Here is a 24,918-nt window from a genome sequence, read left to right on the forward strand (position 1 = left end):
CACCACTTGCTATTGGACCAATTCAGCAATTAAAAACCCAGTATCTCGGAAGTTCTAATCCAAGACTTCATACTGATGAAGTCCTAATAGCACTTTCCATCAGTGCAAAAGAGGATGAGAATGCTAGAAAAGCAATGGAACAACTTCCTCATCTAAAAGGTTGTGAAGTTCATACAAGCGTTATTTTATCTGAGGTTGACCGGAAAGTATTTCATAAATTAGGAGTTCACTTAACCTCTGAGCCAACCTATGAAAATAAGAAATTATTCCATTAAATATACACGAATAACACACTACAAAAAAACATGCTACTAAATTGAATAAATATATAACACGAAATGATAGATCACCACAATCCATTAGATTAACACCTAATAATTAATACACTAATTTTATAGCCTTGAACTTTGGTCGCGCAAACACGTTACTAAATTTCAGGGCATTTTTATTTCTTACATTTCATTCATTTCTTACATTTCATTCATTTTTACCTTCAACTGATTCATTCTTTGTATTTAATGGTTTCTTAATATTTGAATTCTCTTAACCATTGAATCTTTCTTATCTTTTACATAAATTTTAACTACTTTTTACTTCATGATGATTGATACATTTTTTTATTATTAATGTTTTAGTTTCCATTATTGCGTGAAAACTAGAACTATTATGATTTTATGTATTTCACTGTAAAAATGTAGCAGAATAAATTTTACACAGATTTTACAAATACACCTATTTTATTTTACAATTATCCTCTATTCTAAAAAAGAATTGGTCTCTGATAGACAAATGATAACTAAATAAAAAAGGAGAATCCTTATGGATATTTTTTCACTATTTACCCTATTAGGCGGATTAGCATTTTTTCTATATGGTATGAATGTTATGGGCGTAGGTTTGGATAAGGTGGCAGGTGGTCGCTTAGAACGACTATTAGAAAAATTAACCTCTAATCCAATTAAATCGGTAGCACTTGGTACTTTTGTTACCGCTATCATTCAATCTTCTTCTGCTACTACCGTTATGGTTGTAGGATTTGTCAACTCTGGCATTATGAAGTTAAGACAAGCAATCGGCATTATCATGGGTGCAAACCTTGGTACTACAGCTACTGCTTGGATATTAAGTCTTGCTGGTTTACAAGGTGACAGTTTTATCGTTAAAATACTAAAACCTTCTTCGTTTGCGCCAATTCTTGCGTTTATCGGAATTTTCTTAATTATGGTTGCAAAGAAGGATAAGAAAAAAGATATCGGAAGTATTATGATTGGATTTGCTTTGCTAATGTTCGGTATGGATGTTATGAGCGGTGCTGTAAAACCATTAGCAGATATTCCAGAATTCAAGAACATACTAACCATGTTTTCGAATCCAATCCTTGGAGTATTAACAGGTGCCATCTTTACAGCTATCATCCAAAGTTCCTCTGCATCGGTAGGTATCTTACAGGCACTTTCCATGACAGGTGGAATCACATTTGGTTCTGCTATCCCAATTATTATGGGTCAAAATATTGGAACTTGTATTACAGCAATGCTTTCTAGTATCGGAGCCAAAAAGAATGCAAAACGTGCTGCATTAGTACACCTTTACTTTAACTTAATTGGTACCGTATTGTTCTTAATCGCATTTTACTCCATACAGTATACCATAGGATTTTCCTTTATTAATGATTCCGTAGATGCCGTATCTATCGCTATTGTTCATACAACATTTAACTTATTAACTACTGCGGTATTACTTCCATTTACTAGAGGACTTGAGAAACTTGCTTGTCTTACATTAAAAGATGATAAAGACACTGCTAATTCAGAAGATACAATCACTGGACTTGATGAGCGTTTTCTTGCATCTCCTGGTTATGCAGTAGATCAGTGTAACGAAGTTACAAAACAAATGGCTGAGCTAGCGAAAGATACTATTCTATCTTCTATTCATCAGCTTACAAAGTATGATGAAAAAATTAGCGATTCTATTATGGATAACGAGAATAGAGTTGATAAATTTGAGGACATGCTTGGAACCTATCTTGTTAAATTAAGTAGTAAAGAACTGTCCTTAGGCGATAGTAATTTAGTTTCTATGTTTTTACATTCCATTGGTGATTTTGAACGTATTAGTGATCATGCGGTAAATATCTTAGATCTTGCCAAGGAGATTAATCAAAAATCGATTAATTTCTCTAAAGAAGCACAAGATGGATTAAACGTAATGACAGATGCTGTGACTGATATTTTAAATATGACAATAAAAGCGTTTGTTACCGATGATCTTGAATTAGCTAAAAAAATCGAACCACTGGAAGAAGTAATAGACCTCTTAAGAAAAGAACTCAAAGATCGTCATATTAGAAGACTTCAAAAAGGACAGTGTACAACAGAACTTGGTTTCGTTTATACCGATCTCTTAACAAACTTTGAGCGTGTATCTGACCACTGTTCTAACATTGCAGTAAGTATGCTACAGTTGAATGAAAACAGCTTTGATACCCATGAATATCTTCATGATGTAAAATTCACGGGAGAGCGCTATTTTACAGAACAATTTGAGGCAAACAAGAAAAAATATGCTTTACCAGAAGTAAACGAATAAAGATATCATTTACTAAAATACAATGAACAAGAAAAAGCGCTATTGTGAACTTTTCCTTGTCATAAAAAACAAAAAAGTAAGGTGTTAACGTTACAACAGCACCTTACTTTTTTATTTATTTATCGATGGAAACTCTATAGTAACCGTGGTCCCCACCATCACTTCACTTTTTAATGTAATTTTTGCATCATGCTTTGCAACGATATGCTTTACAATCGCAAGTCCAAGTCCTGTTCCACCAGTTTGTTTCGACCGACTTTTATCTACTCGATAAAAACGTTCAAATACCCGGGTAGAATGTTCTTTGGGAATTCCAATTCCAGTATCCTCTACCGTAAGAACTACTTTCTCATCTACATGATAAGTAACTATCTTTACTGTACCACCCTTTTTATTATACCGAATTGCATTGTCGCAAAGATTAGTTATTAACTCTTCCATCATATTTCTATTAGCATATAAAAATACCGAATTACCAATTAATCTTAGCTCTACCTCATGATTTTTTGCAGTTATTCTAAGAGTATCAACACAGTTTTTTGCTATTTCATATAAATCTAACTCTTCCTTACTAACCTCCTCATCCGCAATATCAAGCTCTGATAACTCAATGATATCATTGATGAGATGAAGTAACCTAGTAGCATTCTTTCGGATTTCTTTTGCAAAACGTATGGAATCCTCAGGTGTTGCAATTCCTTCCTCAATCAGCTCAGAATATCCCGTGATAGCAGTTAGTGGAGTTTTTAACTCATGCGATACATTTGCAGTAAATTCTTGGCGGATTTTTTCACTATGCTCCAAATCCTTTAACTGTTTGTGAATACTACTATGTTGATCCTTAATCATCGTAGCAAATGGTTTTAACTCTTCATAGGGAATCTTTTCGCTGAACTCCGTAATTTGTGCTAATTCTTCTGCCATATTCTCAATTGGGCGAATGATCCTCTTTGTAAGATAATGTGCAAGTATCAAGCAGATAAATAAAAGTACCACTGCACCAACTAAAATGATTGGTAAGGCTTCATAAAATAAAGCAATCATTCCATTTGCATCTTTGGCAACTCGTAATACATAATAATCCCCTATTAGCTTAGCATAATAGTAAGTATTCTTCCCGATCGTTTTCGATAGTCGAATATCTTTTCCAATGCCTTCTTCTAAAGCCTCTACAAACTCTGGACGCTCTTTGTGATATTCTATATGTATGGAAATCGCATCACTGTCATATAAGACCTCTCCATCACGATTCATGAGTGTCACACGAAGTAAATCTTTTGATGGAGCCTGGATGCCTTTCTCAAAATTTCCGTCTTCAAACAAAACCTCCATAACCTTAAGGTTTGTTTCTAAATCACTAAAGATTTGTCTCTGAAATATCATAGAATAGACGAACATTGCAAGCATTGAGGTGACTACAATGGCAATGCCGCCTACTACACATAACTGTACCGTTATCCTTTTTTTCATACTCATAGGACTTCCTCCTATTTGTTAGTCCCCGATTTTATACCCGACGTTACGGACAGTTTTTATAATGTCTCCACCGGCTCCTAATTTATGTCGTAACGTTTTTATGTGCATATCTACTGTTCTGCTTTCTCCCTCGTAATCAAATCCCCAAACACGCTCCATAATTCGATCCCTGGATAAAACAATTCCTTGATTCTCTAGAAGGTATCTAAGAAGTTCAAATTCCTTATAAGTGAGTTCACAGCTTTCAGAATCCACGGTTACGCTATGCTTTTCAACATGTAAGGACACATTATGAAAACTAAGAGAGCCAGAGTTTTGACCGGTACCTCCTGCACGGCGTAGTAATGCTTTCACCCGAGAAACTAATTCCATTATACCAAATGGTTTCGTAATATAATCATCAGCGCCAAGATCTAGTCCCTTGACCTTATCCATCTCCGTGGTTTTTGCTGTTACCATCATGATAGGAATACTCTCAGTTTTTGAATCCTTTCTTACATTAGAAAGAATACTAAGTCCATCTTCATTTGGTAGCATAACATCTAGTAAAATTAAATCTGGAATCTCTTTCTCTAAAGCTTTATATAACTCTTCTCCGGTTTCAAAAACTTCCACCTCAAATCCGCTATTCCTTAGTGCGTACCCTTCGATTTCTCGAATATTTCTATCATCTTCCACAATATAGATCAATGCTTTTACCTCCGTAGCCATTTCTTAACCCCCTACTACATTAGTTTTTGCTCATTTATGACAAGCTGAAATTTTAAATTTAACTTTTCAGCTGCCCTCCTGCATAAAAGCATTCTTCCCATGAATATTTCAAAATAATCCATCACAGCACAAATAGAAGTATCTACCATTAGTTTTAATTCAATCATCGTCTTATCTTCATTAATCGTTGTTTCTGATTTTTTAACAGAGTAATTCACACGATCATGAATATCAAATTTTGCGATATCTTGATTACGCACTCTGGTATCCCTAACATCTGTTTTATCTGCTAAGATCAGAGCCGCAGAAACTGGATTCACTGGAAATGCTGTAGATTCATCATGATTTCCTATCGCTGTAATAATTGTCGCAATCTCGTCTGCACCTGCACCCATCTTGTCAAGAATACGAAATGCCATAACAGCACCGCTTTGCGCATGATCAATACGATTAATGACATTGCCGATATCATGGAGATATCCAGCAATCTGAGCTAGTTCTGCTTCACGTTCTGAATAGCCAAGCGTTAATAAGATATCTCTTGCTGTAAATGCTACCTTCCTAACATGTGCAAAACTATGCTCTGTATATCCAAGTGCTATTAAGGTTTCATCTGCCTTTTTTATATAAGTATTTACCGCTTCATTTTTCACTATATTTTCAAATGTAATCACTTAAGTCCTCCATCTGCTGCTTCGCCTGTATCTTACAACTGTGCTTGCATACGTTTTTATTTATAGTATTACTTAAGTTTACAAATTCAATTATAACATTTTATTTATTTTACACAACCTATTATCAAATCTACAAACTCTACATATTTGCCTTAATCTCAGGTAATCTTACGGTAAAAGTAGAGCCAACATTTAATTTGCTTTCTAATGTAATATTACCACCATAAAAATTCACAATATGTTTTACTATGGAAAGACCTAAACCAGTTCCATCTACTTTACGGCTTCTTCCCTTATCCACTCGGTAAAAGCGTTCAAACACTCTTACCCTCGATTCTTTCGGAATTCCAATCCCCGTATCCTTCACTTCAATTAGCAAGTCTCTTCCTATGGTAGTTATCGTAACATAAACCATACCATTTGGCTTATTATACTTAATTGCATTCCCAATCAGATTCAACAATAATTCTCTCATATGTTGCTTATTTGCTTTTATAATTGCTGGCTTACATTCGGTTTGCAAATCTACTCCTTGTTTTGCAGCAATAGGTTGTAGAGTCTTAATAATATCCTGTAAAAGCATTGCCATTCGAATTTCTGTTGTTTCAATCTCATAATCCCTTGTTTCTAGTCTTGATATTAATAAAATATCATTGATGAGATTCGTCATACTCTCTGTTTCTGTTAATATTCGTTTCAAAAACTCCTCACGGGTAGCTTCATCGGGTGTAAATTCGCTCAATAAAATTTCTGTATATCCGCGAATAGAAGTAATTGGTGTTTTTAATTCATGAGACGCATTCGAGAAGAATTCCTGACGTACCATGCGCTCAAACTCAATTTCTTCTGTATACTTTTCAACAGATTCAGACATCTTTTTTGCTGACTGGGTAATAATATTTAGCTCTTCATATGGTGTATTCGGCAAGGATAATTCTGGATTCTCCTCCTTATAATTATCCATAATATATGCAATTTGCTGTAAAGGCTTAGTAATCGTCTTTGTCAACTTATCTGCCATCACAACTGCTAATAAAGCTGACACAGTAATACTAATCATAATGGATGGAAGTAGCCAAAACAGATATTCTGAATTTCCTGAATATGGGATCGCAATTCTTAAAATATAATCTGATTTACTAGAAGTTACAGCAGTATAGAGCATCTGTGTTTTTATTGTAGTAGAATACCTCTTTGCATAACCAATACCATCACTTAAGGCTTTTTGTACTTCCTCACGTTCGAAATGATTTTCTAAGTTTTCAATATCCATAGTCCCAGTGTCCGCGATAACATCTCCCTTAGCATCTAGAATGGTGTACCTTGCTTGTTTCTGGTCCAAAGTAGTTGATAAAATTTTTATCTGATTCATTAACGGCTCGGTATAATCAAGCGAATTATCAAGCATGATCAGACTTAATCTCATGTCTTCCTTTGTATTCTTATGCATGGTATTACTAACTGTTGTATAAAATAAGATACCGCTAAACACCATAGCTCCTACCATCACTAGAATAAATCGTTTAATAATCGCTTTTCTCATAGTACCAATCCTTTGCCACTTATAAAATACGCACATTATTAAGGGAACCCGTTTCATGGAATTCTGTCCATTCGCAGATATTTACTGCATGATCCCCAATTCTCTCCATGTACTTTGCTATCATTAAAACGTCAATGTAGCTATCCGCATTTTCACCACTATTTTTCATTGCTTCAATGACTGTACTTTTCACTTCATTGAATAAGTCATCGACAATGTCATCTTTTTTTATTGTAGTCCTTGCTGCCTCAGTATTGCAGGAAATAAATGCATCTACCGCATCATGCACCATTTCTTTTGCTACTTGTGCCATCTTTGGTATTGCACTTACGATACTATACGTATTTTGTTTGATATTACGAAGAATTAATTCTGATATGTCTGCCGCATGGTCTCCGATACGTTCCATATCGGTTACTACCTTAAGAGCAGTAGTCACAATTCTTAGGTCTTTTGCTACTGGCTGCTGACGAAGAATTAAAGAGAGACATCTTGATTCGATCACTCGTTCCATATCATTAATGGTACGATCTCCTTGAATAATCTCCGTTGCAAGAGTTTCATCTTCATTTTCAAATGCTTTGATTACTTTATCAATTGCTGATTCTATTAAAGTACCCATATCTCTTAAATTATTATTTAATATTGTTAACTCATACTCAAAACTTACTCTTGGTGCCATATTAATTATCCTCCATTCAGGGCAATTGCGCTTACTAATTATGATAGCATATTAGTACGTTATCGCAATATGTTTCATTGAAAAATTTTTTTTCATTGAAAATCCTTTTTCATTGAACATACTTTTTCTTTGATAATGCCTGTTCAATTTACCCATATTCTTTTATCAGCCAAATCTACCTGTAATATAATCCTCTGTTCTCTTGTCTGTAGGTCTTGTAAATAATGTTTCCGTTTCAGCAAATTCAACCATATCTCCCACTAAGAAAAATGCTGTATAGTCAGAGATACGTGCTGCTTGTTGCATATTATGAGTTACGATAGCAACGGTATACTTTTCTTTTAAATCACTCATTAAGTCCTCAATCTTTAAGGTTGAGATCGGATCAAGCGCTGATGTTGGTTCATCCATTAATAACACTTCTGGTTCTACTGCAAGCGCTCTAGCAATACATAGTCTTTGCTGCTGTCCACCAGACAAGCCAAGAGCAGATTTCTTTAAACGGTCTTTTACTTCATCAAACAATGCTGCTCCACGTAAGGATCTCTCAACAATTTCATCCAATTCTGCTTTTCCTTTAATTCCATGGATTCTTGGTCCATAAGCTACATTATCATAAATACTCATAGGAAATGGATTTGGTTGCTGAAATACCATACCAACTTTTTTTCGAAGTAATGTAGTATCTACCCGATCTCCATAGATATCCTCACCGTCAAGAAGAATCTGTCCAGTAATCTTAACACCATCGACATAATCATTCATACGATTTAATGTCTTAAGAAATGTTGACTTACCACAACCGGAAGGACCTATAAAAGCGGTAATCGATTTTTCCTTGATGTCCATGTTAATACCTTTAAGTGCATGATTAGTTCCATAATATAATTGTAGATCTCTTGTTATAATCTTATCTTTACTCACTTTATTACCTCCGATTCACGTCAAACTTACGTGCTAAGACTTTTGTTAGAATATTAATACCTAAAACTATCGTTAACAAGACAACAGCAATACCGAATGCTTTGTCATATTCTGCTTTTGTCATACTAAGATAGAGCTGGATGGTTAATGTTCCGCCTGGTTGAGTTACCTTCGTTATCAATCCTTCCCCATATTCACCAAGTTGCGGTAATAAGTATCCACTACCTGCGGTAAATAAAAGAGCTGCGGACTCTCCGACAATTCTTCCTATGGCAAGGATGATACCAGTAATAATCCCTGGCATTGCTGAAGGTAATAAAATCGTTCTAATCATATGCCATTTGGTTGATCCCATACCGAGAGCGCCATCACGATAGCTTTTCGGAACCGTCTTTAATGCTTCTTGTGTATTTCTTGTAATAAGAGGAAGCACCATTAAACTTAAAGTTAGGGCTCCGGTTAATAAGGAGTAAGATAATCCAAGGGTAGTACCGAAAAATACCATACCAAATAAACCAAAGATGATCGATGGAATACCACTTAATGTCTCCGTAGTAAATTCAATTAATTGAACCACTTTTCCCGGCTTCGCGTATTCATTCAGATAAATCGCTGCACCGATACCAATAGGGGTTACTAATAATAAGGTTAAAATGACAATGTACAAAGTATTAATAATATTTCCTGCGATACCAAACGTTCCTTTTATGGCACTTGGTGCAGTCGTTAGAAACTCCCAGTTAACACTTTTGATTCCACGAATAAAAACATATGCTACAATACCAACAAATAACGCAATAGCGATTCCTGCGCAAAGAAGGGTAAAACCGATTAGAATCTTATCTTTCGGTCTTCTTCTTTTTTCATAAATACTAATTTTTCTATCCATCTTACTTAAGTTGAAAGAATATCTTATCTTTCAACCTTACCTCCCTTCTTAAGAATTCTATTTAAGGAAAGGTTTATAATCATAATAAACACAAACAATACTAAGCCGATTGTAAAGAGGACTTGACGATGAGTTCCTTGAGAATATGACATCTCACTAACAATCGCTGTTGTTAAGAAACGTACTGAATTAAATGGAAGCGGAATATTTACAACACTACCACTTACTAAACTTATCGCCATTGCTTCACCAATCGCACGACCGATACCTAATATAATTGCTGTTACGATACCAGACTTAGCTGCAGGAAGTAATACTTTCGTTATTGTTTGCATTTTTGTAGCTCCAACTGCTAGGGAAGCATTTTTCAAAGAAGCAGGAACTGCTCGCAGTGCAGAAGAACTAATGCTAATTACAGTTGGTAATATCATGATTGCTAATACTAGAACTGCAGATATTAAGTTAGCTCCACCAGTAAATACATGTGTTGTTGAATCTTTGAATAAATATATTTCTAACTGATACATGAGAGGATTTAATATTAACATACCAAGTAAACCATATACAACGGACGGAATTCCTGCTAGTAATTCTACCGCTGGTGTTATGATTGCTGCTACTTTTTTACTCGCGATTTCTGTTAAAAACACTGCGGTACCAACGCCAATTGGCACACCAATTAAGATTGCTGCAAACGTACCAACGATGGAAGTTAATATTACATATGCGATACCAAAGCTAGGTTCTGCTGCCGTAGGTTTCCATACGGTACTAAATAGAATTTCTTTTAAGCCTACCTTTAATATCGCTGGTACACCATTAATAATCATATAGAGTGAGATTGACGCCACTGCAAGAACAGCAGCAAAAGCGCATGTAATAAAAATGCCATGCGCAATCTTCTCTACTTTATCAGTAGCTTTATGATACATCCCGCCATGTATCGAACTACTTACTGGCATTGTTTTTTCATCTTTCTTTTCTTTCATACACTGCCTTCCTCTTTCCATAGCTTTCTAAACCTAAGTACTTAGCTGCATAGGATGTAGGCTCCTATGCAACCATTGATTTGTTCTTATTTCTTCTTATTTTCTTCTATAAGTTTTTCAAATAGTTTATCTTACTTATTCTCTTCCTAATCTACGGTGATTAAACCTACCGCTTTAATTATTGCTTTTCCATCTTCTGAATGCATATAATCGAAGAACGCTTGAACTAATTCACTTTGCTCACTGATATCACCTTTCGTTGCCATAACAAATGGTCTGCTTAAGAAGTAATTACCAGCCTTAATATTCTCTGCCGTTGGATCTACACCATCTAAAGCTGCAGCAATTACACTATCATTAACAACATCAAGTGATACATATCCGATTGCACCAGGTATAGAAGCAACCTTTGCCATTACAGCACCTGTATTATCTAATTCATTTGCATATGCACACTGATCTTCAATTTTTAAGATTTCTTCAAATGCTCCTCTAGTACCTGAACCAGCTTCTCTACCGATAACAACAATTGGTTGATCATTGCCACCTAACTCCTTCCAATTACGGATAGTACCTGTATAAATACCAACTAACTCATCCTTGGTTAAGTTTGTAACTGTATTCGATTTATCAAGCACTACGGCAATACCATCAATTGCTACGATATTTTCAACTGCTCCGGCTTCTTTCTCTGCATCATTTAAATTTCTGGAGGAATTACCGATGTCTGCGGTTCCTTTTAAAACTGCCTCGATACCTGCACCAGAACCAACGAATTCAGGTGTTACTATTACACCACCATTTTTACTCATAAAATCTTCTGCTACTGCTCTACTTAACTTCTCCATAGATGTAGAGCCTATTAACATAATAGAGCCGCTTAATTTTTTGTTTGCTTGGTTTTTATCTCCTGCTTTTGTAGGTTCGTTTATTCCACCTTGATTATTTGAATTTGAATTATTTAAATCCTTATTATTATCATTTTTACTACAACCAGTAAGCACTCCTCCGATTAATGCAACGCAACAAGCCACAACTGCTGCCTTCTTCATAAATTTTCTCATCATTATAATTAATCTCCTTCTACAATGGCTTTTATTTTTTATTCTTTCCTTTTTACAGTTTTAATTTAACATAAAAAAAATATACAAACAATCATACTAGTGTATAAGTTATGTGAAATCTATGTAAAATTACAGATTATTATTTCTTGTTAAAATAATAAAAATAAGTAGTAAATCGTACTTTTTCAGCAGGAGCTTGAACTCCTGTTGAAACAGGAGATTCCTTCCATGATGAGGTTAAAAAATGGGATACCCCCAGATATTAAGATATGATCCTTAATACATTAGGGTATCCCATTTCTATATTATTATAAACAATATGCTTTATTACTTTTAAGCAAAATGCTTTCGGGAGTTAACACTACGAACAGATACACTCTTCAAATGCTTCGGTTCTCATTGGTCTTCCGAAATAGTAACCTTGCACCATATCACAATCCATTCGTTCTAGAAAAGCAACCTGTTCTTTTGTCTCAACTCCTTCACAAAGAACAGTCATATTCATTAGCTTCGCCATTCGTATGATACTTTTAATTACTACTTCCTCTTTTTTTGAAATAATATTATCGGTTAAAAAATCCTTGTCCAACTTTAAAATATCAAACTCTAAATTCATTAAAAGATTTAAAGAAGAATATCCTGAACCGAAATCATCCATCGATACTTTAAATCCATAATTCTTTAATTCAATTAATGTTTCTTTGGCTTGCTCTGAGTTTTCTAAAAAGATATTCTCTGTCAGTTCAAATTCAAGATATTCCGGAGCTATTCGATGTTGCTCTACTAAACAGATCACTTTTTTCGCAAAATTATCTTGCTTTAAATGTGCTCTTGAAACATTCACTGAAATAGGAACAACCTCTTTTCCATGCTTCATTCTATGCAACAAATATTCACATACTTTATCGTAGACATAAAAGTCTAATTTTGTAATGAAGCCATTCTGTTCAAAAATCGGTACAAATTCATTTGGATATACCACAGTTCCGTCTGGACGTGACCAACGAACCAACGCTTCTGCCCCAACCGTTCTTTTTGTTTTCAAATCGATCTTAGGTTGTAATTCAAAATAAAACTCATCATTCTTTAAAGCTTCCTCGGCAGTACTTGTAATCCGATAGTATTTTTTTCGCTCTGCTTCCATGTCTTTATTAAAAATAACACAAATTGTTCGATTGAATTTTGCTATTTTTCTGGCTTGATTCGCATTATCAATATAGGTTTGTATATCTAAATTCTTGTTATCAATCAAAACGACTCCTGAAACAATATGAATTGAGGATTCTGGATAGATGCTTTGTATCTTTTTTTGGAAGCTGTAATTAATCATCTGTAATTCTTGAATTAATTTTCGCTCGATTAACGGTTCCTTAAGAATAGTCATGCCAATAAAATAATCAGAAAAGATGCGGCAACCAATGATATAACTAGAGCTGTATGACATAAAATGCTGTTTAAATAAGCGTAATACCTCATCTCCCGCAGCATATCCATAAGTTTCATTAAAGTATTTAAAATTATTAATATCTTCATAAAACATTATGTACTGATTATTGGAGTCATTTTTGTAAATGAACTCCGCTTGTTCTAAAAAGGAATCATACTTCATTAGTCCTGTTATTGGATCATATAAAGTAACTTGCTCAATGCGTTTTTGTGCCTCCTGATTTGCTCTACATACTAAGAAAAAGTTTTCAAGAATTCGTTTGGTCTGTAAAAAAGCACTAATCTCCTCTGGAGAAAAACTTTCTATCTTATTTCTTGTTTCAAAATTTATAAATCCAATAAAATTATTATTTTGTTTAAGAGCACATAATATCATGTTATCCCCTTTGTTTTGCTTCAAAGATGATATCATTTTCTTTGCTTCTTTGAATCCTTTGAGTTCTTCATATGTAAATATCTCCTCAGATTGATCCATACGTTTAAAAAAAATATTTTTCTGTTCTTCAGAAAAGGAAAAGATATGATTTCGCATTGGCTCAATATCAGACGTATACCATTCATATGTTGCCATAAAACATGGTAAATTTCGTTGCTTTTCTAAAACGGTAATATGACTTAATGAAAATTTTTCCCCTACCTTTTTTAAAAGAAGAGAAATAGCTTCTGACACATCATTTACTCCGCTCATAATGTCCAAGGCATAGCTCGATAATTCTAGGGTAAACTGCGTTACTAACACATCCTTGTTATAGGTCATTTGTTCCTCCTTTTTAAGTCATGCACCTACCATATTATTATAAGTAATTGCTCTTGTTACCCACTTTTTCGAATACATTCTCATTCATGTTCTATATTGGTTTCTAACTATCATTAGCATATCTTATTGTATTTCGTCGAATCTTATAAAATTATAACATATTTAGCAAATTCTAACAAGTTAAAAGGAAAATTTTTTCATAAATTTTCATAATTCGTTAGAATGTGTGCCCATACAGGTACCTAGAAAAGAGGTTCCCAAATACTAATTTTGGGAACCCCTAATTCATAATCTAATTGTTATCGGCGAATGATAACTATAGACTATTTAAAAAATTATACTGTTATAAATTTTAGTAGAACCTTCTGAAAGGTTCCTGTTGCCTTTGAAATACACATACCTTTGAACATGGTTTTAAACATACATCACATGCATTATTTAGCGCAAAAAATTCATCTAAAGTCATGTCAAAACAGTCAAGAATTTCTCCAATAGATTCGCATTCTCCTACTGTATACATCATAGTATTCCTTTTTCTCGGAGCTTTACAAACTGGCTCTTCTGGGCACGCTGGGCAGACTGGTTTTTCATATTCTGGTTCTACTGGGCATTCTGGGGTTACTTCACATTCTGGTTGTATTGGACAGACTGGAACTTCACATTCTGGGCACATTGGACATTCTGGGCACGTTGGACAGACTGGGCACGTTGGGCAAACTGGGCACGTCGGACAGACTGGTGTAACCTCTGGTCTCTCAGGTATAATTGGTATTATAACAATATTGTTATTGTTAATGTTCTCTTCCTTTATAATTGGGAAAATAGGGCGAAGAGGAGGTCTTTGTGGTCTTTCAGGTCTCGGAACCGGAGGTACCGGCTTAGGAACTTCGATTGGTGGTACTGGTTGCACCGGTGGAATGATTGGTCTTGGTGGTACTGGTATCGGCATCGGAGGTGGTATCACTGGTGCTGGTGGTGCTGGAGACACTGGTGGTACTGGCTGTACCGGTGGCATTACTGGTGGTATTGGTGCTATAGGTGGAACTGGTCTCACTGGTGGCACTGGAACCTCTTCAGGAATTCTAGGAATACAAATTACCTGACCAATCTGTAAATTATAAACATCAACATTAGGGTTTGCACGCATAATGAGAGCTAGTGGAACTTTAAATTCTAAGCTTAACTTATAAAGCGTATCTCCTGCTTGAATAGTATATAAAGTACCATCTTCACATGGTGGTACTGGAGGCATTACTGGTGGTGCCGGTTTAGGTGGTGCTGGCTTTGGTGGTACTGGCTTTGGTGGTGCTGGCTTTGGTGGTGCTGGCTTTGGTGGTGCTGGTCTTGGTGGTACTGGTCTTGGCGTCACTGGCGGTACCGGTCTTGGTGGTACTGGTGCTACTGGTGGCATCACTGGTGGTACTGGTCTTGGTGGTACCGGCGCTACGGGTGGCATCACTGGTGGTACTGGCTTTGCTGGCGGTACCGATGGTGGTACTGGAGCAGAAGCACCTGGAATACAAACACGCTGTCCAATTTGAAGGTTATATGCGTCTACATATGGATTTGCACGAATAATCGCATCCATCGAAACATTATATTGCAAACTTAACTTATAAAATGTATCCCCAGACCTAATCACATGAAATACACCTTCACATGTCATTGGCCTCTCTGATGGTTTACTTGGAGTTGTCTTCGGCTGAGCAGGCATCATAGGGGGTACTGTATTTCCTGATCTTGCTTGTATTGCTGGTGTTGATGACATCGATGTAGTTGGTGGCATAGGAGTTGCCGGCGTTATTGGTGGCATAGGAGCCGGCATTGTCGGTTGCATAGGAGTTGCCGGCATTGTCGGTTGCATAGGAGTTGCCGGCGTTGTCGGTTGCATAGGAGTTGCCGGTTGCATAGGAGTTGCCGGCGTTGTTGGTGTTCCAGTGATTACATTAGGAATACAGATACGCTCCCCAATCTTAAGATTGTATACATCCATATATGGATTAGCACGAAGGATATCTTCCAGTGGAACCTTATAATATCCACTTAATTTGTATGGCGTATCACCGGACTTAATCGTATGAATAGTTCCATTACATGAATTTTGGTCCATAGCAGTCCTTGATAGAAATAGTATCATGATAATATATGAAATAAAGGTCTATTATGTGATGATATGTATCCACATTCTTATATTTTTGTCAAGTTAGAAAACAGCTAAAATTTTGTTATGATTTCGTTAACTTTTACAATTTGGGGATTATTCGGTTGAACTAAAGATCTGGGTGTCGTATAATAAGTAATTGGTATATTATGATAATCACCAATTTATGGCTAATTATGTAAAAATCATTGATAGATTATCCATGGTTTTAGAACGAGAGGTTTATTATGACAAAATCCAACTATTCCTTAGGAATCGATATCGGTTCCACGACGGTAAAAATCGCAATTTTAGACATCAACAATCAAATGATATTTTCTGATTATGAGCGTCATTTTGCCAACATACAAGGTACTCTTGCGGACTTATTAACTCGTGCAAACTCTGCACTTGGTAATCTTACGGTAGCACCTGTAATAACCGGTTCCGGCGGATTGGCGATTTCAAAGCATCTTAATGTTCCTTTTGTACAAGAAGTTGTTGCAGTTGCAACCTCTTTAAAAGATTATGCACCACAAACAGATGTTGCTATTGAGCTCGGTGGAGAAGATGCCAAAATAATCTACTTTACAAATGGTATTGAACAACGAATGAATGGTATCTGTGCCGGTGGAACCGGTTCATTTATTGATCAAATGGCAACTCTTTTAAAAACAGATGCTGCCGGTTTAAATGATTATGCAAAAAACTATCAAGCGATTTACCCAATTGCAGCACGCTGTGGTGTATTTGCAAAATCAGATATTCAACCATTAATTAATGAAGGCGCAACAAAACCTGATCTTGCAGCTTCGATTTTTCAAGCTGTAGTGAATCAAACGATTAGTGGTCTTGCTTGTGGTAAACCAATTCGTGGTAATGTAGCGTTCCTTGGCGGACCTTTGCATTTCTTATCTGAACTAAAAAATGCTTTTGTTCGTACACTTAATTTAACGAAAGAACAGACAATTGCACCGGAACATTCCCATTTGTTTGCTGCGGTTGGCTCTGCAATGAATTATAATTCATTATTAACCACTTCACTTCAAACATTAGTTGACCATTTAACGACAGGAATCTCTTTGGATTTTGAAGTCAATCGAATGGATTCGTTGTTTGATAACGAAGAAGCTTATGAGATGTTCTTACATAGACACAATACTCATACTGTAAAAAAAGGTGACTTATCCACCTATCAGGGCAATTGCTATCTTGGAATCGACGCTGGTTCTACGACAACGAAAGTAGCCCTTGTTGGTGAGGATGGTTCCCTATTATATTCTTTCTATAGTAATAATAACGGAAGCCCTTTAAAGACTACAATAAAGGCGATTAAAGAAATCTATACGTTATTACCTGAGAATGCTAACATTGTTAGAAGTTGCTCCACTGGCTATGGTGAAGCTTTAATAAAATCTGCCTTGATGCTTGATGAAGGTGAAGTTGAGACGGTAGCACACTATTACGCTGCTGCCTTCTTTGACCCGAAGGTAGACTGTATCCTAGACATTGGTGGACAGGATATGAAATGTATTAAAATTAAAAATGGAACCGTAGACAGCGTACAACTGAACGAAGCTTGTTCTTCTGGTTGTGGTTCTTTCATTGAAACCTTTGCGAAGTCCTTAAATTATGAAGTTGCGGATTTTGCTAAGATTGCTTTGTTTGCTAAAAACCCAATTGATCTTGGCTCTCGTTGTACTGTTTTTATGAATTCTAAAGTAAAACAGGCGCAAAAAGAGGGTGCAACTGTTGCTGACATCAGTGCTGGTCTCGCTTATTCTGTCATTAAAAATGCACTTTATAAGGTTATTAAAATAGCAGATCCAAAAGATCTGGGTACTCATATTGTAGTTCAAGGTGGTACCTTTTATAATGATGCGGTTTTAAGAAGTTTTGAACGAATCTCCGGTTGTAAAGCAATTCGTCCGGATATTGCAGGTATCATGGGTGCCTTCGGTGCCGCACTTATTGCAAGAGAACATTACAGTAGGGAAGAAACCACTATGCTTCCTATTGAGCGTATTAACGAACTTAAATTTGATTCAAGCATGTCTCGTTGTAAAGGATGTACAAACAGCTGTCTGCTCACAATTAATAAGTTTACTGGTGGAAGACATTTTATTTCTGGTAACCGTTGTGAAAAAGGTATCGGGAAAGAAAAGAACAAGGATAATATTCCAAATCTTTATGAATATAAACTCCACCGCTATATGGATTATGAGCCGCTTGCGAAAGACCTCGCTCCTCGTGGTGTAGTCGGCATTCCTCGTGTCTTAAATATGTATGAAAACTATCCTTTCTGGTTTACCTTCTTTACAAAGCTTGGATATCGAGTAGAACTCTCTCCGGAGTCTACAAGAAAGATATATGAGCTTGGTATTGAATCGATTCCAAGTGAATCCGAGTGTTATCCAGCAAAAATCGTACATGGACACATTATGTGGTTAATTAAACAGGGAATCCCTTATATTTTCTATCCTTGTGTACCTTATGAAAGAAAAGAGATTTCTGATGCTGGTAACCATTATAATTGCCCTATTGTAACTTCTTATGGAGAGAATATAAAGAACAATATGGAGGAAATAAAATCCGAAAATATCTGTTATCAAAATCCATTTCTCTCCTTTGAAAATAAGGAAATACTGACGAACCGTTTAGTGGAATATCTACTTGCAGAGCAACGAATGGTCTCTCAATCTAGCTTCGATTATACAAGTGAGTTTGCATGTACGAATAACTTTTCCAATAATAAAATTACAGAAGCAGAAATCCGTGTTGCTGCTTTCCTTGCTTGGGCTGAATTAGAAGAAGCCAGAGAAGATATGAAAAAGCAAGGCGAACAAACGATGGAGTATTTAAGAAAAACTGGACGTATGGGTATCGTTCTCGCTGGACGTCCTTATCATGTTGATCCTGAAATAAATCATGGTATTCCAGAATTAATTAACTCGTATGGAGTTGCAGTCCTTACAGAAGATAGTATATCTCATCTTGGAACTGTTGAGCGACCAATGATTGTTGTAGATCAATGGATGTATCATAGCCGTTTATATGCTGCTGCCTCGTATGTCAGAACTCAGCCAAACCTACAACTAATACAATTAAACTCCTTTGGTTGTGGACTTGATCCAGTTACAACAGACGGTGTAAGTGATATCCTAACAAGTGCAGGAAAGATCTATACGGTACTAAAAATTGACGAAGTTAATAATTTAGGTGCGGCAAGAATTAGAATCAGGTCACTCCTCTCAGCGGTGAGTGATCGTAATCGAAAGCACATTGAAACGAAAGTAGAATCTCCTGCTTATCACCGTGTCGTTTTTACAAAAGAAATGCGAAAGGATTATACCCTATTAGCTCCGCAGATGTCTCCAATTCATTTTGATTTCCTTGAGCCTGCCTTTAACTCCTGTGGATATCACCTTGAAGTCCTAAATAATGACAACAAGGCTGCGGTGGATGCTGGTCTTAAGTACGTAAATAACGATGCCTGCTACCCATCCTTAATGGTTGTAGGTCAGATTATGGATGCTCTTCTTTCTGGAAAATACGATCCTGATAAGGTTGCTGTTATGATCACTCAAACAGGTGGAGGCTGCCGTGCGACCAATTACATCGGTTTTATTCGAAGAGCATTAAAGAAAGCTGGTTTTGAGCAAATACCTGTTGTATCCATTAGTACTTCAGGGCTAGAGAAGAATCCAGGCTTTGAGATTAATTACAATATGATAGTTCGCGCAGTACAAGCACTTGTTTACGGAGATATCTTTATGAAAGTACTCTATCGAACCAGGCCATATGAAAAAGTTCCTGGCTCTGCTAATGCGCTACATGCTCACTGGAGAGATATCTGTGCAAAATCTGTGCAAAATGGTAAATGGAAAGAATTCCGCAAAAACTGTCGTGAAATCATCGAAGCGTTTGATACACTTCCACTCGATGAGAGCGTCAAGAAGCCAAGAGTTGGTATTGTTGGTGAAATCTTAGTTAAGTTCCTTCCTTCTGCAAATAATTATTTAGTTGATTTATTAGAGGCAGAAGGTGCTGAAGCTGTCATGCCAGATATGGTCGATTTCTTCTTATATTGTTCCTATGATGCAAACTTTAAGGCACAGTACCTAGGGAAAAAGAAAATAGATGCTTTTTACAATAATATGATTATCCGTTTTCTCGAGTTCGCCAGAAAAGAAGCAAGAAAAGCATTCAAGGAAAGTAAGCGTTTCAACCCTCCAAAATACATTCAAGAACTAGCTGAGCTTGCAAAACCGATTGTATCGATTGGTAACCAGACTGGAGAAGGTTGGTTCTTAACCAGTGAAATGGTCGAATTAATCCACACAGGTGTTCCAAATATTGTTTGTGCACAACCATTTGCCTGCCTGCCAAACCATATCGTTGGTAAAGGTGTAATCAAGGAGCTTAGACACCGTTATCCAGCCTCTAATATTGTTGCCGTTGACTATGATCCAGGGGCAAGCGAAGTAAACCAATTAAATCGAATCAAACTTATGTTAGCAACCGCTGTAAAAAATCTAGAATAGAGATAAGCACACAGAAGTTTGTGCCTGCGTAATCCTCGGCACAAACTTCCGGACTACTACTAAACATGTATGTTTTCAAGTGTACTGCGCAAAGAACGTGCGCAAGAATGGAGATTATTATGTATTCACTTATGCTTGCTATCCAAATCATAGCTCTTATAACCAACTTCACGGTAATCCTTGTTTTGTTGGTAAAGAGACCATTCCGAGGACAGGCTATCTTTTTAGCTCTAAGCGTAGCTGTGCTAGTTCAATGCTTTGGCTATACTCTTGAGATTACAAGTACTAGCTTGGATTCTGCGATGATATCGATCAAAATCCAGTACCTAGGAAGTGCTTACGTGAATATTCTGTTTTTATCCTTCTTGTTGGACTATTGTAAAATCAAAAAGAGTAGATTATTATTCAGTCTACTCTTTTTGTTTAATACGTTTATTTTTATTTCAGTACTTACATGTGAATATCATCCTTATTACTACTCTAGCATTCAATTCGTACAAGAAGGTTCTTTCCCTCATGTTATCTTTACTAAGGGAATTCTTTATAATTTATTTAAAGTTGAAGTTATACTTATCAATTTTATTATATTTTTTATTGTAATATTTCACTACTTTAGACAAGGTAAAGAAAGAAGAAGGCAGGAACTAAATTTTGTTGGTGCTTGTTTATTCCCAAGCGTTACTTGCGCTTCCTATTTTATGAGTTTTTTTAATGATTATGATCCTTCTTCGGCAAGTTTTGTTATTTCCGGTTTATTAGTACTAATTGCAATTTATCGCCATCAGTTATTTGATATCATACATACTGCAAGAGACCGAGTTATCGAAGTTATGGATGAGGCATTGGTTGTTGTCGATGCTGATTTTCATCTGCTAGACTATAATCCTTCTGCTAAAAAATTATTTCCTGAATTAAAAACAGAAGCATTAAATAGTCCCCTATACAAACTATCCGACGAGCTGAATTGTTTATTCCATCAAAACCAGATCTATGAATTTCAAAAAGAAAGTCGTACCTATAATGCTCATATTAATAAGATTTATTATACTAATGATATTGTTGGATATTCTGCATGGATTTTTGATATTACAGAAAGTACTAACTATATGAAGAATCTGATTGAGATGAGAGAACAAGCAGAAAAAGCGAATTCTGCCAAAAGCATTTTCTTAGCCCATATGTCTCATGAAATTCGTACACCGCTAAATGCAATAATTGGTCTTACCGACATCCTTCTTCATAAGGATACCGATTATGAATTACATAATGATATTCTAAATATAAAGCATGCCGGTGGCACACTTCTTAGTCTGATCAATGATGTTCTTGATTTAACGAAAATAGAATCTGGTAAACTAAGCTTAGTCGATGAACCATATAAACTAACTAGCGTTATCCATGAAGTAATCAATATTATTGGAGTAAAATTAATGTCAAAACCAGTTTCTCTTCAGGTTTCGATCTCTGATCAGCTTCCAAAGTATTTTTATGGAGATGAACTGCGACTACGCCAAGTTCTCATTAATCTTATGAATAATGCTGCAAAATTCACGGAAAAGGGAACTATTTCTCTCCAAGTAGAACTAAGTAGCTTTGATCCTGACACTCAAACATCACTACTTCTTTTTCATGTAAGAGATACTGGCCTTGGGATTGCAAAGGAAGATCAAAATCGAATCTTTCATAGTTTTGAACAAGGCTCTGCAGGCAATGAGATTTTGATAGAAGGCTCTGGCCTTGGTTTAACAATATGCAAGAGAATTATCGAATCTGCTGGAGGAGCAATAAAGGTAGAATCCGAACTTGGAGTAGGTAGTGATTTTTCATTTACCTTACCTCAAAAAGTGTATTCACAAGACCAACAAAATTCCTCTTCTACTTTGAAACCGGGTGCAATTTATAAAATAACACCACCTTTTACTGCGCCTAATGTTAAGATTCTTGTTGTCGACGATAATCGTCTGAATTTAAAGGTGGCTAGTGGTCTCCTAAAACTTTTTGATATCTCAGTAACCGTCGCATTAAGTGGTGCTGAGTGTCTAGAACTTATGAAAAAGGAATCCTATCATATAATTTTTCTTGATCATATGATGCCACAAATGGATGGTTTGGAAACGCTAAGAGAGATTCGCTCTTTGCCATCTGAGTATTATCAAAATGTCCCTATCATCGCTTTAACTGCTAATGCTGTATCTGGTAACAAAGAGATGTTTCTTACCAGTGGATTTAATGACTACTTAAGTAAACCAATTGTAATTAGTCACTTAGAAGCTCTGTTAAAACGATGGTTACCATCCTCCCAAATGAAATTACAGGGGTCTAAGATAAGTGAGCCACTCTATCAAGAGGTGGCAGATTTTGATAACATTGATTATCAAAGTGGTTTGGTCAACTGTGCAAATCAAATGGACGTTTACTTAGCTGCTATAAAACAGTTCCTACATGATGCAGGGGCAACAACGGAACAATTATCGAATGCAAAAGACTTAGGGGATGCTATACTCTTTACTACAATCGTTCATGGAATAAAATCAGCTGCAAAAACGCTAGGTGCTATAGAACTTTCCCGTATTGCTCTTGAGCTAGAAAAATATGGGCACAAACAATGCTTTGATGAAATTGAAGAGCTCTATCCGTCTTTTAAAGCGGAATATCAAAATGCGATATCTTCTTTTACTAATTTTATAAAAGAACATTCTAAATAATTTACTAGCTCTAATCAAGTATGATGGTGACTATATTTTATCAATAATTGAGAAGAGCACTCCCACCTCAAACTTCGTTGATTTATGTGGTGGTAGCGTTCACGTAAATGATTCATTCTAGGCAGGTAATTCCTACATTAACTTAGTCCAATACCTCAACAAAATAAACCCCTTTCATTAGATTTATAGTCTAACAAAAGGGTTTCACTTCACAATTGGTACAGAGGGTTTTTATAAATTTTAATATACTTTTAAATAAAGATACAATATGACTCATCAAGTCGTCAAAGGATACTAGAAATCCGCTTCGCTACTTCCTCGTTAAATATTCTCAATTTGCCAATCGATTGGTTCCAATCCTTTAGCCTTAAAAAATTCATTCGTTTGGCTAAACGGTTTACTACCAAAAAAACCACGATAAGAAGACAATGGACTAGGGTGCGGTGCCTTTAAAATAAGATGATTCGGATTCGTAAGCATCGGTATCTTACTTTGTGCTGGCTTTCCCCATAGAAGATATACAATGGGCCGATCCTGCTGATTAACCGCCTGTATAATAGCATCCGTAAACTGCTCCCATCCTCTTCCTTGATGAGAATTTGCTTGATGTGCTCTTACTGTTAATACAGTATTTAGTAATAAAACACCTTGATCTGCCCACTTTTTGAGGTATCCATTGTTTGGTATATAACATCCTAAATCAGCTTGTAACTCTTTATAAATATTCTGTAAGGAAGGAGGAATATCCTTTTGTTCCGGTAATACAGAAAAACTAAGACCATGTGCCTGATTGACATTATGATATGGATCCTGCCCCAATATCAATACTTTTACTTTACTTAATGGGGTAAAATGAAATGCATTAAATATATTTTCAGCATGTGGATAAATTGTAGTTTGGCTATACTCCTCTTTCACAAAATTATATAGTTGTTTGTAATAAGGTTTATGAAACTCCTCCCCAATAGAGTCTAACCAATCGTTTTGTATCATTGACATTCTAACAGCTCCTGACTTCTAATCTTACGCTTACTTCTTTTGTTTTTAAGTACTTTTTTAGATCATTAATTTCTAGTTCCTTATAATGAAACAAAGATGCAGCTAAAACAGCATCCGCTTTTCCTATTGTTAAAGCTTCATAAAAATGTTCTTTTGTTCCAGCTCCTCCAGATGCAATTACTGGAATTGATACATTTTCAGAAATCTGCTTCGTTAACTCTAAGTCGTAGCCATTCTTTGTTCCATCACAATCCATGCTCGTTAATAGGATTTCTCCAGCACCAAGTTCATTTGCTTTCATAGCCCATTCCACAGCATCGATACCCATATCAATTCTACCACCATTTTTATAAATATTCCACCCACTATTATCTGGTCTTCGCTTTGCATCGATGGCTACAACCACACATTGGCTACCAAACTTATCTGCTGCTTCACTAATTAAGGTTGGATTCATAATAGCCGCCGTATTCACTGCTATCTTATCAGCTCCCTCACGTAGAATCAACTTAAAATCTTCTATGGTACGTATTCCCCCACCCACAGTAAAGGGGATAAATACTGTTTCTGCAACTTTACGTACCATATCTAACTTTATTGTTCTTGCATCAGAAGAAGCTGTAATATCTAAGAACACTAATTCGTCTGCTCCTGCTTGACCGTATTCCGCACCTACTAAAACAGGATCTCCAGCATCTCTAAGATTAAGAAAATTTGTCCCCTTAACAACACGACCATTATGAACATCTAGACATGGTATAATTCTCTTTGTATGCATCGTAT

At 35.9% G+C, this 24,918-nt stretch carries 17 protein-coding genes; 4 read left to right on the forward strand and 13 right to left on the reverse strand.

The features are described from left to right. A partial coding sequence (locus tag RTP52_RS18825) for a DUF1846 family C-terminal domain-containing protein (RefSeq protein ID WP_312372900.1) occupies positions 1-275 on the forward strand: 275 nt, incomplete at its 5' end. Between the two features lie 544 nt (positions 276-819). After that, entirely contained in the window at positions 820-2,592 is a 1,773-nt protein-coding gene (locus RTP52_RS18830) for a Na/Pi cotransporter family protein (RefSeq protein ID WP_312372901.1), read from the forward strand. A gap of 111 nt (positions 2,593-2,703) precedes the next feature. Here the strand turns inward: RTP52_RS18830 and RTP52_RS18835 are convergent, their stop codons facing one another. From RTP52_RS18835 to RTP52_RS18885, 11 genes are all read right to left on the reverse strand, one after another. Beyond that, on the reverse strand, positions 2,704-4,068 hold the full coding sequence (locus RTP52_RS18835) for a sensor histidine kinase (protein WP_312372902.1): 1,365 nt from the start codon (positions 4,066-4,068) through the stop codon (positions 2,704-2,706). An 18-nt stretch (positions 4,069-4,086) separates the two neighbouring features. Beyond that, the gene (locus tag RTP52_RS18840) at positions 4,087-4,779 is read right to left on the reverse strand and encodes a response regulator transcription factor (RefSeq protein WP_312372903.1); all 693 of its coding nucleotides are present in this window, start codon (positions 4,777-4,779) and stop codon (positions 4,087-4,089) included. A 14-nt stretch (positions 4,780-4,793) separates the two neighbouring features. Then, a complete protein-coding gene (locus tag RTP52_RS18845) occupies positions 4,794-5,453 on the reverse strand; it encodes an HD domain-containing protein (protein WP_312102452.1) in 660 nt (219 codons plus the stop codon). A gap of 139 nt (positions 5,454-5,592) precedes the next feature. Then, a complete protein-coding gene (locus tag RTP52_RS18850; protein ID WP_312372904.1) occupies positions 5,593-6,996 on the reverse strand; it encodes a sensor histidine kinase in 1,404 nt (467 codons plus the stop codon). 19 nt (positions 6,997-7,015) lie between these two features. Continuing rightward, a complete protein-coding gene (phoU, locus tag RTP52_RS18855) occupies positions 7,016-7,678 on the reverse strand; it encodes a phosphate signaling complex protein PhoU (protein WP_312102456.1) in 663 nt (220 codons plus the stop codon). Positions 7,679-7,843: 165 nt separating this feature from the next. Beyond that, entirely contained in the window at positions 7,844-8,602 is a 759-nt protein-coding gene (pstB, locus tag RTP52_RS18860) for a phosphate ABC transporter ATP-binding protein PstB (protein WP_312372906.1), read from the reverse strand. A 4-nt stretch (positions 8,603-8,606) separates the two neighbouring features. Continuing rightward, positions 8,607-9,491 carry a phosphate ABC transporter permease PstA gene (gene pstA, locus RTP52_RS18865; protein ID WP_312102462.1) on the reverse strand — a complete coding sequence of 295 codons (885 nt, stop codon included), beginning with the start codon at positions 9,489-9,491 and terminating at the stop codon, positions 8,607-8,609. A gap of 23 nt (positions 9,492-9,514) precedes the next feature. Continuing rightward, positions 9,515-10,423 carry a phosphate ABC transporter permease subunit PstC gene (pstC, locus tag RTP52_RS18870; protein WP_312102472.1) on the reverse strand — a complete coding sequence of 303 codons (909 nt, stop codon included), beginning with the start codon at positions 10,421-10,423 and terminating at the stop codon, positions 9,515-9,517. 203 nt (positions 10,424-10,626) lie between these two features. Next, positions 10,627-11,544, reverse strand: a complete 918-nt coding sequence (locus tag RTP52_RS18875) for a phosphate ABC transporter substrate-binding protein (RefSeq protein ID WP_312372917.1) — start codon at positions 11,542-11,544, stop codon at positions 10,627-10,629. A 361-nt stretch (positions 11,545-11,905) separates the two neighbouring features. Beyond that, entirely contained in the window at positions 11,906-13,747 is a 1,842-nt protein-coding gene (locus tag RTP52_RS18880) for a putative bifunctional diguanylate cyclase/phosphodiesterase (protein WP_312372908.1), read from the reverse strand. A gap of 352 nt (positions 13,748-14,099) precedes the next feature. Then, a complete protein-coding gene (locus RTP52_RS18885) occupies positions 14,100-15,857 on the reverse strand; it encodes a LysM peptidoglycan-binding domain-containing protein (protein ID WP_312372909.1) in 1,758 nt (585 codons plus the stop codon). Between the two features lie 278 nt (positions 15,858-16,135). On the opposite strand from RTP52_RS18885, the gene RTP52_RS18890 reads away from it, so the two are divergent. Further along, a complete protein-coding gene (locus RTP52_RS18890; RefSeq protein WP_312372910.1) occupies positions 16,136-20,431 on the forward strand; it encodes an acyl-CoA dehydratase activase-related protein in 4,296 nt (1,431 codons plus the stop codon). A gap of 119 nt (positions 20,432-20,550) precedes the next feature. Next, positions 20,551-23,136, forward strand: coding sequence for a histidine kinase N-terminal 7TM domain-containing protein (locus RTP52_RS18895; protein ID WP_312372911.1), 2,586 nt, complete (start codon positions 20,551-20,553; stop codon positions 23,134-23,136). A 321-nt stretch (positions 23,137-23,457) separates the two neighbouring features. On the opposite strand, the gene RTP52_RS18900 is transcribed toward RTP52_RS18895, so the two are convergent. After that, positions 23,458-24,135, reverse strand: coding sequence for a uracil-DNA glycosylase (locus RTP52_RS18900; protein ID WP_312107040.1), 678 nt, complete (start codon positions 24,133-24,135; stop codon positions 23,458-23,460). Position 24,136: 1 nt separating this feature from the next. Next, positions 24,137-24,913 carry an imidazole glycerol phosphate synthase subunit HisF gene (gene hisF / locus RTP52_RS18905; protein WP_312107042.1) on the reverse strand — a complete coding sequence of 259 codons (777 nt, stop codon included), beginning with the start codon at positions 24,911-24,913 and terminating at the stop codon, positions 24,137-24,139. Positions 24,914-24,918: the final 5 nt, after the last annotated feature.

The sequence above is a fragment of the Lachnoclostridium sp. genome, assembly GCF_031997925.1.
In the GTDB taxonomy this organism is placed as follows: domain Bacteria; phylum Bacillota; class Clostridia; order Lachnospirales; family Lachnospiraceae; genus Lachnoclostridium.

Excerpts from the sequence above, each read along its gene's own strand:
- RTP52_RS18830 (WP_312372901.1), top strand. The coding sequence starts at position 820 with ATGGATATTTTTTCACTATTTACCCTATTAGGCGGATTAGCATTTTTT.
- RTP52_RS18835 (WP_312372902.1), bottom strand. The coding sequence starts at position 4,068 with ATGAGTATGAAAAAAAGGATAACGGTACAGTTATGTGTAGTAGGCGGC.
- RTP52_RS18840 (WP_312372903.1), bottom strand. The coding sequence starts at position 4,779 with ATGGCTACGGAGGTAAAAGCATTGATCTATATTGTGGAAGATGATAGA.
- RTP52_RS18850 (WP_312372904.1), bottom strand. The coding sequence starts at position 6,996 with ATGAGAAAAGCGATTATTAAACGATTTATTCTAGTGATGGTAGGAGCT.
- phoU (WP_312102456.1), bottom strand. The coding sequence starts at position 7,678 with ATGGCACCAAGAGTAAGTTTTGAGTATGAGTTAACAATATTAAATAAT.
- pstA (WP_312102462.1), bottom strand. The coding sequence starts at position 9,491 with ATGGATAGAAAAATTAGTATTTATGAAAAAAGAAGAAGACCGAAAGAT.
- pstC (WP_312102472.1), bottom strand. The coding sequence starts at position 10,423 with ATGTATCATAAAGCTACTGATAAAGTAGAGAAGATTGCGCATGGCATT.
- RTP52_RS18875 (WP_312372917.1), bottom strand. The coding sequence starts at position 11,544 with ATGAGAAAATTTATGAAGAAGGCAGCAGTTGTGGCTTGTTGCGTTGCA.
- RTP52_RS18880 (WP_312372908.1), bottom strand. The coding sequence starts at position 13,747 with ATGACCTATAACAAGGATGTGTTAGTAACGCAGTTTACCCTAGAATTA.
- RTP52_RS18885 (WP_312372909.1), bottom strand. The coding sequence starts at position 15,857 with ATGGACCAAAATTCATGTAATGGAACTATTCATACGATTAAGTCCGGT.
- RTP52_RS18890 (WP_312372910.1), top strand. The coding sequence starts at position 16,136 with ATGACAAAATCCAACTATTCCTTAGGAATCGATATCGGTTCCACGACG.
- RTP52_RS18895 (WP_312372911.1), top strand. The coding sequence starts at position 20,551 with ATGTATTCACTTATGCTTGCTATCCAAATCATAGCTCTTATAACCAAC.
- RTP52_RS18900 (WP_312107040.1), bottom strand. The coding sequence starts at position 24,135 with ATGTCAATGATACAAAACGATTGGTTAGACTCTATTGGGGAGGAGTTT.
- hisF (WP_312107042.1), bottom strand. The coding sequence starts at position 24,913 with ATGCATACAAAGAGAATTATACCATGTCTAGATGTTCATAATGGTCGT.